General features: G+C 69.5%; 13 protein-coding genes and 1 pseudogene. 9 read left to right on the top strand and 5 right to left on the bottom strand.

What is annotated here, in order from left to right; translation table 11 throughout:
* Nucleotides 1–93: 93 nt before the first annotated feature.
* Nucleotides 94–1,482, bottom strand: a pseudogene (locus ACLQ2S_RS22440) (LVIVD repeat-containing protein); the annotation flags it as partial.
* 227 nt (nt 1,483–1,709) lie between these two features.
* Between ACLQ2S_RS22440 and ACLQ2S_RS22435 the strand changes: the two are divergent.
* The 7 genes from ACLQ2S_RS22435 (at nt 1,710) to ACLQ2S_RS22405 (ending at nt 6,796) form a co-directional block, all read left to right on the top strand.
* On the top strand, nt 1,710–2,438 hold the full coding sequence (locus ACLQ2S_RS22435) for a DUF305 domain-containing protein (protein ID WP_425702663.1): 729 nt from the start codon (nt 1,710–1,712) through the stop codon (nt 2,436–2,438).
* Between the two features lie 342 nt (nt 2,439–2,780).
* On the top strand, nt 2,781–3,587 hold the full coding sequence (locus ACLQ2S_RS22430) for a cellulose binding domain-containing protein (RefSeq protein WP_155221306.1): 807 nt from the start codon (nt 2,781–2,783) through the stop codon (nt 3,585–3,587).
* Between the two features lie 72 nt (nt 3,588–3,659).
* Nucleotides 3,660–4,298: a transporter gene (locus ACLQ2S_RS22425; protein ID WP_309223720.1), complete on the top strand. Its 639-nt coding sequence runs from the start codon at nt 3,660–3,662 to the stop codon at nt 4,296–4,298.
* Nucleotides 4,295–4,606, top strand: a complete 312-nt coding sequence (locus ACLQ2S_RS22420; RefSeq protein ID WP_309223719.1) for a transcriptional regulator — start codon at nt 4,295–4,297, stop codon at nt 4,604–4,606. The genes ACLQ2S_RS22425 and ACLQ2S_RS22420 overlap by 4 nt, the downstream gene beginning before the upstream one ends.
* The gene (locus ACLQ2S_RS22415; protein ID WP_155221302.1) at nt 4,603–5,502 is read left to right on the top strand and encodes an ABC transporter ATP-binding protein; all 900 of its coding nucleotides are present in this window, start codon (nt 4,603–4,605) and stop codon (nt 5,500–5,502) included. The genes ACLQ2S_RS22420 and ACLQ2S_RS22415 overlap by 4 nt, the downstream gene beginning before the upstream one ends.
* Nucleotides 5,503–5,512: 10 nt before the next feature.
* On the top strand, nt 5,513–6,250 hold the full coding sequence (locus tag ACLQ2S_RS22410; RefSeq protein WP_309223718.1) for an ABC transporter permease: 738 nt from the start codon (nt 5,513–5,515) through the stop codon (nt 6,248–6,250).
* A 54-nt stretch (nt 6,251–6,304) separates the two neighbouring features.
* A complete protein-coding gene (locus tag ACLQ2S_RS22405) occupies nt 6,305–6,796 on the top strand; it encodes a molybdenum cofactor biosysynthesis protein (RefSeq protein WP_425702659.1) in 492 nt (163 codons plus the stop codon).
* A gap of 70 nt (nt 6,797–6,866) precedes the next feature.
* On the opposite strand, the gene ACLQ2S_RS22400 is transcribed toward ACLQ2S_RS22405, so the two are convergent.
* Entirely contained in the window at nt 6,867–8,960 is a 2,094-nt protein-coding gene (locus tag ACLQ2S_RS22400; protein WP_425702657.1) for a glycoside hydrolase, read from the bottom strand.
* A 202-nt stretch (nt 8,961–9,162) separates the two neighbouring features.
* Between ACLQ2S_RS22400 and ACLQ2S_RS22395 the strand changes: the two genes are divergently transcribed.
* Complete coding sequence (locus ACLQ2S_RS22395; RefSeq protein ID WP_309223717.1) at nt 9,163–9,768, top strand: DUF998 domain-containing protein; 606 nt, start codon at nt 9,163–9,165, stop codon at nt 9,766–9,768.
* Nucleotides 9,769–9,812: 44 nt separating this feature from the next.
* Here the strand turns inward: ACLQ2S_RS22395 and ACLQ2S_RS22390 are convergent, their stop codons facing one another.
* Nucleotides 9,813–9,953: a hypothetical protein gene (locus tag ACLQ2S_RS22390; RefSeq protein ID WP_155221293.1), complete on the bottom strand. Its 141-nt coding sequence runs from the start codon at nt 9,951–9,953 to the stop codon at nt 9,813–9,815.
* A gap of 108 nt (nt 9,954–10,061) precedes the next feature.
* On the opposite strand from ACLQ2S_RS22390, the gene ACLQ2S_RS22385 reads away from it, so the two are divergent.
* Nucleotides 10,062–10,727 (top strand): TOPRIM nucleotidyl transferase/hydrolase domain-containing protein, encoded by a 666-nt coding sequence (locus ACLQ2S_RS22385; protein ID WP_425702655.1) that lies wholly within the window; start codon nt 10,062–10,064, stop codon nt 10,725–10,727.
* A gap of 181 nt (nt 10,728–10,908) precedes the next feature.
* Here the strand turns inward: ACLQ2S_RS22385 and ACLQ2S_RS22380 are convergent, their stop codons facing one another.
* Together ACLQ2S_RS22380 and ACLQ2S_RS22375 are read right to left on the bottom strand one after the other, a co-directional pair.
* A complete protein-coding gene (locus tag ACLQ2S_RS22380; RefSeq protein WP_425702653.1) occupies nt 10,909–11,775 on the bottom strand; it encodes a carbohydrate ABC transporter permease in 867 nt (288 codons plus the stop codon).
* Nucleotides 11,775–12,797: a carbohydrate ABC transporter permease gene (locus ACLQ2S_RS22375; protein ID WP_155221289.1), complete on the bottom strand. Its 1,023-nt coding sequence runs from the start codon at nt 12,795–12,797 to the stop codon at nt 11,775–11,777. The genes ACLQ2S_RS22380 and ACLQ2S_RS22375 overlap by 1 nt, the downstream gene beginning before the upstream one ends.
* Nucleotides 12,798–12,802 lie beyond the last annotated feature (5 nt).

The following is a 12,802-nucleotide window of genomic DNA, read 5'->3' as shown; positions in this document are numbered from 1 at the left end:
GGTCACCCCGTCCATGCAGGTGATCCCGTCCTTGATGGTCATGCTGCCGTTGTGACGTCCGGTGAGGACCGTGGTGCAGGCCGGGTAGCTCGGCTGCGTCTGCACGTTCAGCTCGCTGAAGGCCACCGCGCGGGCGTTGTTGGTACGCGGGTCGTCCAGCTTGAGGACGTCGAAGCCCTTCTGGATGTCGTTGGAGTAGATGTATCCGTTGTGGTAGTAGGTCGACCACGCCCCACCGAGGATGCGGCGGGTGTCCGACAGCGGCCCGCGCTCCCAGAAGGCGATCTCGACCGGGTTGGCCGAGTCGGTGAAGTCGATGACCGAGACGCCGCCCTGGTACCAGGCCTGGACCATGATGTCGCGGCCCATCGCCGGGATCAGCGACCCGTTGTGCGCCACGCAGTTCTCCAGGTCGGTGTTCTCCCGGGGGATCTTGAAGTAGCTCCGGAAGACCAGCTCGCGGTCGGCGCCGCTGCCGACGATGTCGTAGATGGCGTTGGCACCCTGGTTGGCCCGGTAGCTGCTGGTGCAGATCGCGCCGCTGCCGCCGCCGAGTTCGTCGGTGAAGATCACCTTGGTGCCGGCGTTGTTGAACGTGGCCGAGTGCCAGAACGCGAAGTTGGTGTCCCGCACCTGGCTGATGATCACCGGGTTCTCCCGGTCGGAGATGTCCATCAGCACGCCGTCACCCATGCAGGCACCGGCGGCCAGGTCCAGCTCGGGGTAGGTGGTGATGTCGTGGCAGCCGCTGGTGCTGGTGTTGCCGGAGGTGCCGGGGAAGAGCACCGGGGTGGCCACCACCGAGGCGCTGGTCGGGTTGTCCAGCGGCACCTTGATGATCGAGATCTTGTCGTGCGGCGGCTTGCAGTAGAACGCGCTGCTCGACGGGCTGTACGACTGCACGTAGACGTAGACGCTCTGGTCGTCCTTGCTCGGCACCAGGGTGAGGGTGTGCGAACCGCAGTCGGTGCGGACCGACTTGATGTAGCGCGGGTTCGCCTTGTCGCTGATGTCGAAGATCCGGACGCCCTCCCAGGAACTCTCCTGGGCCACCGAACCACTGCTGCTGTCGCACGAGTCGTCACTGCGCGGCGAGTCGACCGCGAGGAACAACAGGTTGCCGAAGACCGAGGGGTCGCCCTGCGCGCCGACGCAGACGACCTGGCTGACCACCTGCGGCGAGGTGGGGTCGCTGATGTCGAAGACGTTGAAACCGTTGTAGTTGCCGGCGAAGACGTAGTCGCCCTGGAACGCCAGGTCCGAGTTGTACGCGCTCTCGCTGGCGAACCCGCCGAACTTCGGGATGTTGGCGACCTGCTGGAGGTTGGGGGAGCTGACGATCTCGTCGATCCCCGGGATGGTGTTCGCGGTGGACTCGGCACCGCTCGCCGGCGCGGCGGCCACACCGGCGACGAGAAGGGCAGCGGTAGCGGCCAGGCTGATGGCCAGCCTTCGGCTCCCTCGTGGGGTTGGATCGGACATGTAGGACACCCTTCGTCGAGGATCAGCAGGGGTAGCGGGACGATAACGCCGTCGGGGCAAGGGCATCGATGTGCTGGTGGTCACGGTTCAGCAACACGACCGGCGCCGGTGGGGTGCAAAACTGTCGCAGCTGGGGTCAATTGATCCTTTCGCCGGGCCGTACCCTCCCGTCGCAGGTCGGCCCGCGCTAACATCCCGCCAACCTCGACCAACGGCGGGAGGCACGTGTGCTGGGGGTACGGATCCGGGAGCGTCTCGCACGTTCGCGCAGGCTGGTGCTGATCGAGATGGCGGTGTTGGCCGTCCTGGCCGTCGGGGTGGCACTGGTGCTCTGGTGGCCGCAGAGCGAGCCCGAGCCGGCGACCACGTCGAGCACCCCCGCGCCGATCGAACTTCCCGGCCTGCCGGACGCCACCGCGCCGGTGCTGATGCCCGGACGCCCCGGCGAGTCGGCGAAGTCGCTGCCGGCGAACGAGATGTCGGCGATGCCGCGCCCGCCGCACAACAACGCCGACGTCCGCTTCGTCACCATGATGATTCCGCACCACGAGCAGGCGCTGGTGATGGCCCGGTTGGTGGCGGACCGGGGCGAGAACCCCCAGCTGAAGATCATTGCGGAACGGATCCTGGCCGCCCAGGGTCCGGAGATCAAGGTGTTGGAGGCGTGGCTTGCCGACCGGGGTCTGGACCGTGACTCCGGTGGCGATCATCGGCACCGCATGTCCGGCATGCAGTCGGCGGAGGCGCTGAACCGACTCACCGCCGCCCGGGGGGCCGAGTTCGACCGGATGTTCGTCGCCATGATGACCGACCATCACCAGGGCGCGATCGACATGGGCAAGGAGGCACTGACGCTCGGTTCCGACATCACCGTGAACGAACTGGCCAGCAGTGTGGTGGTGGAGCAGAGCGTCGAGATCAACCGGATGCGTCAGGCGTTGGCGGAGGGGACCTGACGCCCGGCTGAGCGTCGAACGACGTCGCACCGACAACTGGCGTTGTCGGTGCGGTGCGCCACCCGCTCGCGGGCGTACGCAGGCATCGACTGTTGTATCGATCAACGTCGACTGAAAGACTCGACCTCGGGCTGAGCCCACCGCACCAGGGAGCCGGTGCGGTCACGCGGCGGTGTGGGCATACCGCGCGTGTCACGGTCCGGGCAGCCCTGTCCCCGTGTGCCGCCGCCGACGTCCGCCGTCGACACCTGGCAGTCGTCCCAACGCGGTGCCCGACCCTCGGACCGGCCAAGGAGCCGGCGCGTCGTCGCCCCCGGCCGGTCACCGTTCTTGGAGGTAACGATGCTCCGCACGTTCGGTGTGGCGCTGACCGTCGCGACCCTGACCGCTGGCGCCCTGGTCACCGCGGCCGCTGCCGCCGACTCCCCGGCCGCCCCGCCCCTGGCACCCCTGTGGACCCCGATCCCGAGCCCGCCTTCGTCGCCGAGCCTGACCCCGTCCCCGACCCCGCCCAATATCTCGTCGCCGTCACCGACGGTGGCCTGCCCGCCGGCGCTGCCGATCAGTGGCCAGGTCTCCGACGTCACCGCCACCACCATCACCATCAGCTACTCCCTGATCTTCAACGGCCCGCCCTGCGGTTACGACCTGCCGATAACCGTCCACTTCTTCACCAGCCGCGACGACGCGGAGAAGTGGCGGGACCCGGCGGCCGAGACGGTCACCGGAATGGAGCGCTACGGGAAGGTCACGGTGGACGGACTGACCCCGGACACCGAGTACTGGTTCCGGTTCAGTGACGTCGAGGATCGGCGCGATCCGTACATCGGGGGGCCGGTGCGGACGCAATCGTCGACCGGCTGCGAGGCGACCGCCGCGATCGACGCCAGTTGGGCCACCGGCTTCGTCGCCACGGTCACCGTACGCAACACCGGCAGCGAGCCGCTCGACGGCTGGCAGGTCCGGTGGCGCTGGTCGGGCGACCAGCAGGTCCAGACGGTCTGGGGTGGCGTGCTCGACGGCGCGGGCCCTGACGTGACGGTACGCAACGCACCGTACAACGGCACCGTGGCACCGGACGGCACCACCACGTTCGGGCTGCTCGTGGTCGGCGTGGTGCCCACCGGGATCGCAATGACCTGCGGCTGACGGACGCACGGCGTCGGGTCCCCGGGTGGGGCGCTGCCGGCACGCTTGACTTTATGCCATAAAGTAGTTTGCGTGAACACCGACGATGACCTGCCACCCGAGGACCCGGCTGCCGCCCTGCGACTGATCGACGAGCAGCGGGCGACCGCCGCCCGCCAGTTCGAGCCCGACCCCCGTGCCTACTACTGGCCCTGGGGGCTGGCCTGGCTGATCGGCTTCGGGCTGCACTTCCTCTACTACTCGCCGGGTGACACGCCCCTGGTCGGGATGCCCTCGTGGCTGCCACTGACCACATTGTTCGTGCTGCTGACCGCCGCCGGTGCCGTCACCGCGGTGGCCGGCGTACGGGCGCACGGACAGGTGACCGGGGAGTCCGCCCGGCGTGGCGCCTGGTACGGCTGGTCCTGGGGGCTGGGCTTCCTGACCATCTTCGTGCTCGCCGGTCGGGTGTCCGACAGCCTCCCGCCGGACCTCATCGGCCTGCTCTGGTCAGCCCTCGCGGTGGGTCTGACCGGCATCCTGCACATGGCCGGCGGCGCGATCTGGATGGAGCGCCCGCTGTTCCTGCTCGGCGTCTGGATCACCGCGGTCAACGTGCTCGGCACCATCGCCGGCCCCGGCTGGCACGCGCTGGTCGTGTCGGTGGCCGGCGGTGGCGGGATGCTCCTGGCCGGCCTGCTCGGCTGGCTCCGCCGGAGGGGTCAAGCGTGACCGAACTCGATCCGGTAATCCACGCCCAGGCACGGTTGAGAGTGGTCGCCTCGCTCTCCGCTCTGCCCGAATGTGATCAGGTGACCTTCCCTCGTCTCCAGGAGGTCCTCGGGATGACCGCCGGAAACCTCTCGGTGCACCTGCGGCGACTGGAGGAAGCCGGGTACGTCGCCGTCACCAAGACCCACCGGGGACGTACCCCGGTCACCCTGATCGCCCTCACCCGCCGGGGCCGCCTGGCCTTCGAGGAGTACACGGAAGCGATCCGCTCGCTGCTCGCACCCGCCGACGTCAAGGAGACACCATGATCCTCGCCAGGGCCGAGCAGGCCACCCGACGCTACGGTGACGTACTGGCCCTCGACCAGGTCGACCTGGACGTGCCGGCCGGGGAACTGGTCGGCCTCCTCGGGCCGAACGGGGCCGGCAAGAGCACCCTGCTCAACCTGCTCATCGGTCTGCGTCGGCCGACCGGCGGCCGGGTGCTGCTGTTCGGCGGTGATCCCCGCGACCCCGCGCGTCGCCGACAGGTCGGGGTCACCCCGCAGGAGACCGGGTTGCCCGGCACGCTGCGCGTCGGCGAGGTGGTCGACTTCGTCGGGGCGCACTTTCCCGACCCCGTCCCACGGGCCGAGCTGCTCGACCGGTTCGGCCTGGCGGACCTGGCCCGGCGGCAGACCGGAGGGCTGTCCGGAGGGCAGCGGCGGCGGCTGGCGGTGGCGCTGGCCTTCGTCGGTCGGCCGCGACTGGTCCTGCTCGACGAACCGACCACCGGCCTCGACGTCGAGGCCCGGCGCACGCTGTGGGACGCGATCCGGGACTTCCACGCCGACGGCGGCACGGTCCTGCTCACCAGCCACTACCTGGAGGAGGTCGAGGCGCTGGCGCAGCGGGTGGTGGTCATCGGGCAGGGTCGGGTGCTCGCCGACGACACCGTCTCCGCCATCCGCGGAGTGGTCGACCTGCGTCGGGTCAGCCTGACCACCGACGACCTGCCGACACTGCCGCACGTGGTGCGGGTGGAGCGGGACCGGGACCGGGTCCACCTGCTCACCGGCGACGCCGACCAACTGGTCCGTGACCTGGTCACCGCCGGGGTGGCCTTCCGCGACCTGGAGGTCCGCCCCACCTCGCTGGAGGAGGCCTTCCTCACCATCACCGCCGACAGTCGGCCGGCGGACGCCGACGTACCGACCCCCGCCTGAGGAGATCACCGTGCAGTACGCCCTGGCCCATGCCCGTTACCAACTGCTGGAGATCGTCCGGACGCCGGTGGCCGTCTTCGGCAGCGCCTTCTTCCCCGCCGCCGCGATGCTCTTCTTCGTGGTGCCGGCGGTCGGCGACAACGCCGTCGGCGCCACCTACGCCACCGCCGCCATGGTCACCTTCGCGGTGCTCAGCGCCAACGTCTTCCAGTACGGCATCGGCGTCGCCGAGGACCGCGCCCAGCCGTGGGATCCGTACCTGCGCACCCTTCCGGTGGGACCGACGCCCCGATTCGTCGGCCGGGTGCTGGCGGGCCTGTGTCTCACCTACCTGTCGCTGCTGCCGGTGGTGCTCATCGCGGCGCTGCTCACCGAGGCGCGTACCACCGTGGCGGGGTTCGCGCTCGCCGCCGCCGCCGTCGCCGTGGTGTCCGTACCGTTCACGCTGATGGGGCTGGCCATCGGGTACGCGCTGCCGAGCAAGGCGGCTATCGTCGTCGCCCAGCTGGTGTTCTTCCCGCTGGCCGTCGGCGGTGGTCTGCTCAGCGCACCGGGACAGGCCCCCGCCTTCATCGAGACGATCGCGCCGTTCCTGCCCACGCGGGGTGCCGTGGAGCTGATGTGGACGGCGGTCGGCGACTTCCGGCCCGAGCCGACCTCGATGGTCATGCTCGGGGTGTGGATCGTCGCGTTGGCGGGACTCGCCGGTTGGGCGTACCGCCGCGACGAGGGACGCCGCTTCTCCTGACCGGGTTCGGGCGGCAAGGCCGCGCGTCGGCGCGGGGCGTCATACAGTCGGGGCATGCCGGAGATCGTCCAGTTGCTGGCCTCGCCCGTGCACCGGTTCGTGGGCCGGCCGGCGGACGGGCCGGAACGGGCGCCCGCCGGTGAGCTGGTGAACGAGATCCAGGTCCGGGCGGAGCTGGGCATCGTCGGCGACCGGTACTTGGGCAAGGCCGCGCACCGTCAGGCGAGCGTCACCGTCATCGCGGCCGAGTCGCTGCCGCCGGGGATCGGCCTGGCCGAGGTCCGCCGCAACATCCTGACCAGCGGCGTCGGCGTGGACGACCTGGTCGGCGCGACGCTGGTGCTCGACTCGGGCGAGGGACCGGTGCGGCTGCGGGTGAACCGGCCGGCACCCCCGTGCGCCTGGATGGACGTGACCGTCGGCCCCGGTGCCTGGCGCGGCCTGCGCGGCAGAGGCGGTGTTCGCTGCACCCCGTTGACCGATGGCATCCTGCGGGTCGGTCCGGTCGAGGTGACGATCGAGGACGCCGGGGGAGCACAGGGCTGAACCACTCCGCGTGGCGGCTCTCGGCGTCCGGCCACGGGATGGGCGATGACCGGTGCGTCCGGCGGCACGGTCAGTCGCTGAACTCGGCGCGGTCCACGGTGAAGAGGGTGCCGGTGCCGCCGGTGAACACCAGGTAGAGGTCGTGGATTCCGTTCGCCGCCGGTGGGCTGGTGTCGATCCAGGTCGTCGCGGTCACCCAGTCGCTGCCATCTCCCGACGGTACGGTCATCGAGCCGACCAGCGGTCCGCTCGGGCTGCCGATCCGGGCCTCGATGACTCCGCCGCCCTGCGCGGCGACGGTGACGTGCAGGCGCAGCTGGCCCTTCTGCTCCGGGAAGCCCGCCGCCGAGCCGTCCGCGAAGTTGACGTTCGCCCAGCGGAGGTGGCTGCCATCGCGTACGCCCGTGACGACCTTGCCGTGCTCGGGCGTCGTGACCACCCGCAGCCCGGCGGACTGCCCGTCGTTCTCCTCGGCGAGGTAGGTGGAGAACACGTCCTTGCGGTCGGGGAGCGCGGGCAGCTCGGACCACGTCGGTACGAACGTCGTGACGCTGCGGCCACGGAGTTCGGTGCTGAACGACCCGCCGTGCGTGCGGACCTCGGCCAGCTTCTTCATGTTCTCGTTCGCCGACGTGCGGTACGGCACCACCGACGAGCGCGGGCCCTTGCCGGTGGCGACGTGGGAGACGCAGTCGCCCTGGTTGCGGAACGTCGGGTTGACGAAGTGGGCCCATCCGCCCTTCTTGCAGTCCTGCTTGGTCTCCGGTGGCAGCGGGAAACCGCCGGTGAGGTCGACGGTGAGCGGGACGTCGTCCGGGTTGTTGTTGACCACGACGATGGTGAAGTCGTGGGTCGCCGCGTCCTTGTACGCGGTGACCGTCACCCCGGGCGACGGTGTGCTGGTGGCATCGATCATCACGTCGCCCGGGTCGAGGAACCGGCTGTACTGGCCGAACGTGTAGTACCGCTTGAAGATGCGGTACTGGCCGTTCTCGGTCGGGTTGCCGCTCTGCGGGGTGCCGGTGTTGACCAGGCGGATCAGATCCGAGCCGTCCGCGCCGTTGTTCGCCACCGGCCACCACCAGAAGTAGCCGCTCAGCCGGGTCTCGTCGAACAGGTTGCCGATGAGAGTCGCGTAGCGCAGGCCGTCGCTGATGGTGTTGTTGACGAACAGCCGGTCACGCGGTGAGCCCTGGTTCATGTACTCGGTCTGCCAGATGGTCTTGCCCAACGTGTGCGAGGTGGTGAACGCGGTGGGCGCGGCCCGGGTGGCGTCGTCGATCAGCCCGGCGTAACCGTGTGCCGCGACGACGTCGACGTACCGGTTCGCCGCCGGTTCGCCGATCGCGGGCAGCGCGTACCCCTCGTGGAAGCCGACGCCCTCGCCGAGGACGATCTTCGCGGTGACGCCCCGGCGCTCGAAGGTGGGGCCGAGGTGGTCGCGTACCAGCACGCGCAGTTCCTCGGCCGTCCACTGGCAACTGGAGTACCCGGTGCTGATGTCGGGTTCGTTGGTCGGCGAGATGTGCGTGATCCTGATGCCGAACTCGCGTTCGTAGCCGAGCACGTACTCCGCGAGGTAGTCCGCGAACGCCTGGTACATGTCGGGCCGGAGCTTGTTCGGCGGGCCGGAAGGGCCGGAGGAGATCACACTGTTGTTCTGCTTCATCCATGCCGGTGGGCTCCACACGCTGGCGAGGATCGTCTTGACGCCACGCGCCTGTGCCTGCCGCATCAACCAGATCTGGTACGCGTCGAAGTCGGCCTTGCGCTGCGCCCAGTCGGGTTGGTCCCACACGAAGACGCCCGGCTCCGGGGCGATCGTCTGCGTCGGGCCGTCGTAGAGCTGGTCGCCCCAGACGCCCCCGTCGCCCACCATGACACGGACGATGTCCAGCCCGATGCCGGTCTTGTCGTCGAAGATCATGTCGAGCATCTGCGAGGTGAGCGGCTCGCCCAACCGCTGGATCCCGCCCGCCTTGTGGAACGCGAAGGACCCACCGAAGCCGTCGATCGTCTGTCGCTCGGCGCTCCAGTCGACCACTGCGGTGGGTGGTTCGGTGGGCTGGTGCGCGGTGCCGACCACGGCCGTCGAGGTCACCAGGCTCCCCACCGCGACCAGGGCTGTGGCCAGCCGGATCGTCCACCTCGTCCGCCGTCGCATCAACGCCCCCGATGATCAATCGACATAAGTGAATCAAGGCTAGGGGTTCGCCAGCCGACGGGCAAGGTGCGTCGCCTCCCACGGCAGCATCCGGGCGGCGGTGTCACACCGGACCTCATGACGATCGGCACTGCCCGGGACGGCGGCTGACGCGATGTACTGAGGCCGCCGGAAAGCCCAGCAGACCGCAGGAGGGATTCTGGTGACCCTCTGGACAGGTGCCGCCGGTGCGGTGCTGTTCGTGCTGGTGTTCCTCATCGACGGTGGGAGCCGAAAGCACTACTCGTCGGTGCGTCACCCGATCAGCGCCCTGGCGCTGGGCCGGCGAGGCTGGATCCAGACGACGAACTTCCTCGTCTCGGGTGCTGCGATAACCGTGGGGGCGGTCGGGACGGTCGCCGACGGGCCGAGTGTTCTGCTCGGTGGGGTCCTGGCCGTGTTCGGGCTCGGCCTCGTCGCCTCCGGGGTGTTCCGGATGGACCCGATGCTCGGCTACCCGCCGGGCGCTCCACCCGGGATACCCGAGGAGAGCAGCGTCGGGCACCGAGTCCACGACTTCGCCGGGGCCGTCGTCTTCCTGGCTCTGCCCCTCGCTGCGGCGATCGCGACGTTCACGCTGCCCGGGACGTGGTGGCGGACCGGCTCGGCCAGTGTCGCCGTCGCCCTCTTCGTCGGAATCGGTTGGTTCGGCAGGGCGTGGGAGGAGACGTCACCGCACCTCGGCCTCATTCAGCGCGCCGTCGTCATCACCGGATGGGCCTGGCTCACCGCCTTCTTCACGGCGCAGGCGCTCGGCCTGAGCGGGTAGCTGCGCGCCAACCGCCGAATCGGCCCGTCAGGCGAGGTCGTCCATCAGGGCAGGATCTGCACGTAGCCGTCGCTGGCGTGCACCCGGATCCGCTGGCCGTCGGGGCTCAGCCGGGTGGCGTCGGCCACCCCGACGACGGCCGGCAGACCGTACTCGATTCTGCGCCAGGACCGGGGTCTTGCCACAAGCCCCCGGGTGCGCTATACGTTAGGAGTGGCAGGGAGGTGACTCTCTGCCTTTGTCTTTTGTCGCCCGTCGTTGGGGCCCCACCGACCGGACGGGGAGGCCCACACATGGATGTCACGTCGCGGTCCGGGTCGGCCCCGGTCGGTCTCGACGGGCCGTTGGGCGGCAACGCCACCTCGATGCGGGCCACCGCCCGTGCCCTGGCGCAGGCCGAGTCCGCCGTGGCGGTGGTGCTCGTCGAGGGCATCAGCGACCAGATCGCCCTGGAGACGTTGGCGGTCGGCCGGGGCCGGGACCTCGCGGCGGAGCGGATCGTCGTCGTCCCGATCGGTGGGGCCCACGCGATCGGGCGCTTCCTGACCCGGCTGGGTCCGTCGGCCACCGGGTTGCGTCTCGCCGGCCTCTGCGACGTACGCGAAGAGGAGATCTTCCGGCGCGGACTGACGGAGGCGGGCGTCGGTACGCCGGGCACCCGCGCTGAGCTGGAGCAGCTCGGGTTCCACGTCTGCGTCGACGACCTGGAGGACGAGCTGATCCGCGCGGTCGGCGGCTCGGGTGTCGAAGCCCTCTTCGACGCCCAGGGTGACCTGCGACAGTTCCGCGCGTTCCAGAGTCAGCCCGCCTGGCGGGGGCGGGATCGTGACGCGCAACTGTGGCGGTTCCTGCGCAGCAGTTCGCGTCGCAACCTGCGCTACGCCCGGCTGCTCGTCGAGGCCGCCGTCGCCCGGGACAGCGTGCCACGCCCGCTCGACGCCCTGCTCGCCTGTGTGTGACCAGCGATCGCCCGGCGGGTCGACCCCCGCGACGACCCGGTCGTGATCGACACGGCGGCATTCGGCCACGCTGCGCGCCCCGGCCGGGCAGCAGACCGACGCAGCCGGGCAGCAGAACGACGCGGCCGTCGCGGTATGACCTGAGTCGTACCGGGACGGCCGCGTCGTGAGCCGCTGACGATCAGCCCTTCACGGCTCCGGTGAGTCCGCCGACGATCCGGCGTTGGAACAGGCTGAAGAACACCAGCGCCGGGATCATCGACAGGGAGGTGAACGCCAGGACCTTGGCCGTGTCGACCGAGTACTGCGAGGCGAAGGCCTGCACGCCGAGGGGCAGCGTGAAGGTCTCCTCCCGGTTCAGGATGAACAGCGGCAGCAGATAGCCGTTCCAGCTCTGGATGAAGGTCAGGATGCCCACGGTGATGACCCCCGGCATGGCCAGTGGCAGCACCATCCGCCAGAAGAAGCCCAACCGGCCGCAGCCGTCGATCGACGCCGCCTCCTGGATCTCGTCGGGGATGGCCCGTACGAAGGGAACCAGGATGATGATCGTCATCGGGATGCCGAAGCCGATCTGCGGCAGGATCACCCCGGGCAGCGTGTTCATCAGCCCGAGGTTCTTGACCAGGATGTACAGCGGCGTGATCGCCACGGTCAGCGGGAACATCAACCCGGCGGCGAACAGCGAGTACATCGCCCCCCGGCCCCAGAACTTGTACCGGGCGATGATGAAGCTGGTCATCAGGCCGAGAGTGACCACCCCCGCCGTGGTGAACAGGGCGACGATGGTGGAGTTGAGCACCTGCCGCCAGAACGTCCCGCCGGTCAGCACGTCGAGGTAGTTCTCCACCTGCCACGGGTTGGGCAACCCGGCGGGGTCGGTGGTGATCTGCGCGTTCGTGCGGAAGCCACCGAGGATGATGTAGATGACCGGCGCCAGCATCGTCGCGATGAGCAGCAACGCGACGAAGTAGACGGACGGGCTTCCCCAGGCCATTCGCTGGCGGGGTCGCCTTGCCCGGCGCCCGAACACGGCGGTCGCGGCCATCAGCGCCTCCCTCCGGTGATCGCGCCCTCGGTGTCCCGGCGCAGAATGAACCGCTGGTAGAACAGAGCGGCGACGAGCGAGATGAAGAACAGGACCACGGCGACCGCGTTGCCGAATCCGTACTCTCCGGCGGTCCGGCCGTTGGCGACCATGTAGGTGGCCATCGTGGACGTGCCGGCGGTGTCGGCGATGTACTGGCCCCAGATGATGTAGACCAGGTCGAACAACTGCAACGCGCCGATCATCGACAGGAACGCCCAGATGCGGATCGTCGGCCCGAGCAGCGGCAGCGTGATGCGACGCTGGATCTGCCAGTACGACGCGCCGTCGATCGCCGCCGCCTCGGTTAGTTCCTCGGGGATGCCCTGGAGCCCGGCGAGGAAGAGGATGACGGCGAAGCCGATGTACTTCCAGGTGAGGATGCCCATCAGCGTCCAGATCGCGATCTTCGGATCGGAGAGCCATTCGCTCTGCAACGAGCCCAGCCCGATCTTCCCGAGGACGGCGTTGACGACGCCGTCGCCGTGCAGCATCAGGCTCCAGCCGGTGCCGACCACCACTTCGGAGATCACGTAGGGGACGAAGATGAGCACCCGGATGACCGTCTGCCCCCGGATCTGCCGGTTCAGCAGCAGGGCGAGCAGGACGGCCGCCGGCCCCTGGAGCAGCAGCGACAACACCACGATGGTGGCGTTGTGGCGCAGGGCGGCGAGGAAGGTGCTGTCCTCGAAGATGAGTAGGTAGTTGCGGAAGCCGACGAAGTTCTCGGCCGGCCCGTAACCCTGCCAGCTGAAGAACCCGTAGTAGGCGGCCATCACCACGGGCAGGATGACGAAGGACAGGAACACGATCAGTGTCGGTCCTGTCATCAGCGCGATTTCCAGCCGGGCCGGCCAACCGATGCCCTTGCGTCGACGGCGCGGGGCCGGGGGTGACACGACCGGCGTGTCACCCCCGACCTTCGTCAGACCCGATGCCGGGTCCGGCGCGAGCCGTACGCTCTCGTGTTGCGTATCAGACATGACGC

Origin of the sequence: Micromonospora sp. DT48 (assembly GCF_049844495.1) — a bacterium.
Taxonomy (GTDB): domain Bacteria; phylum Actinomycetota; class Actinomycetes; order Mycobacteriales; family Micromonosporaceae; genus Micromonospora.
Note: the sequence above shows the minus strand (reverse complement) of the source record. Positions and strands in the feature narration are given on the sequence as shown.

Bases quoted from the DNA above. Each gene is read 5' to 3' on its own strand.
- ACLQ2S_RS22430 (WP_155221306.1), top strand. From the start codon at position 2,781: ATGCTCCGCACGTTCGGTGTGGCGCTGACCGTCGCGACCCTGACCGCT.
- ACLQ2S_RS22415 (WP_155221302.1), top strand. From the start codon at position 4,603: ATGATCCTCGCCAGGGCCGAGCAGGCCACCCGACGCTACGGTGACGTA.
- ACLQ2S_RS22405 (WP_425702659.1), top strand. From the start codon at position 6,305: ATGCCGGAGATCGTCCAGTTGCTGGCCTCGCCCGTGCACCGGTTCGTG.
- ACLQ2S_RS22400 (WP_425702657.1), bottom strand. From the start codon at position 8,960: ATGCGACGGCGGACGAGGTGGACGATCCGGCTGGCCACAGCCCTGGTC.
- ACLQ2S_RS22385 (WP_425702655.1), top strand. From the start codon at position 10,062: ATGGATGTCACGTCGCGGTCCGGGTCGGCCCCGGTCGGTCTCGACGGG.
- ACLQ2S_RS22380 (WP_425702653.1), bottom strand. From the start codon at position 11,775: ATGGCCGCGACCGCCGTGTTCGGGCGCCGGGCAAGGCGACCCCGCCAG.
- ACLQ2S_RS22375 (WP_155221289.1), bottom strand. From the start codon at position 12,797: ATGTCTGATACGCAACACGAGAGCGTACGGCTCGCGCCGGACCCGGCA.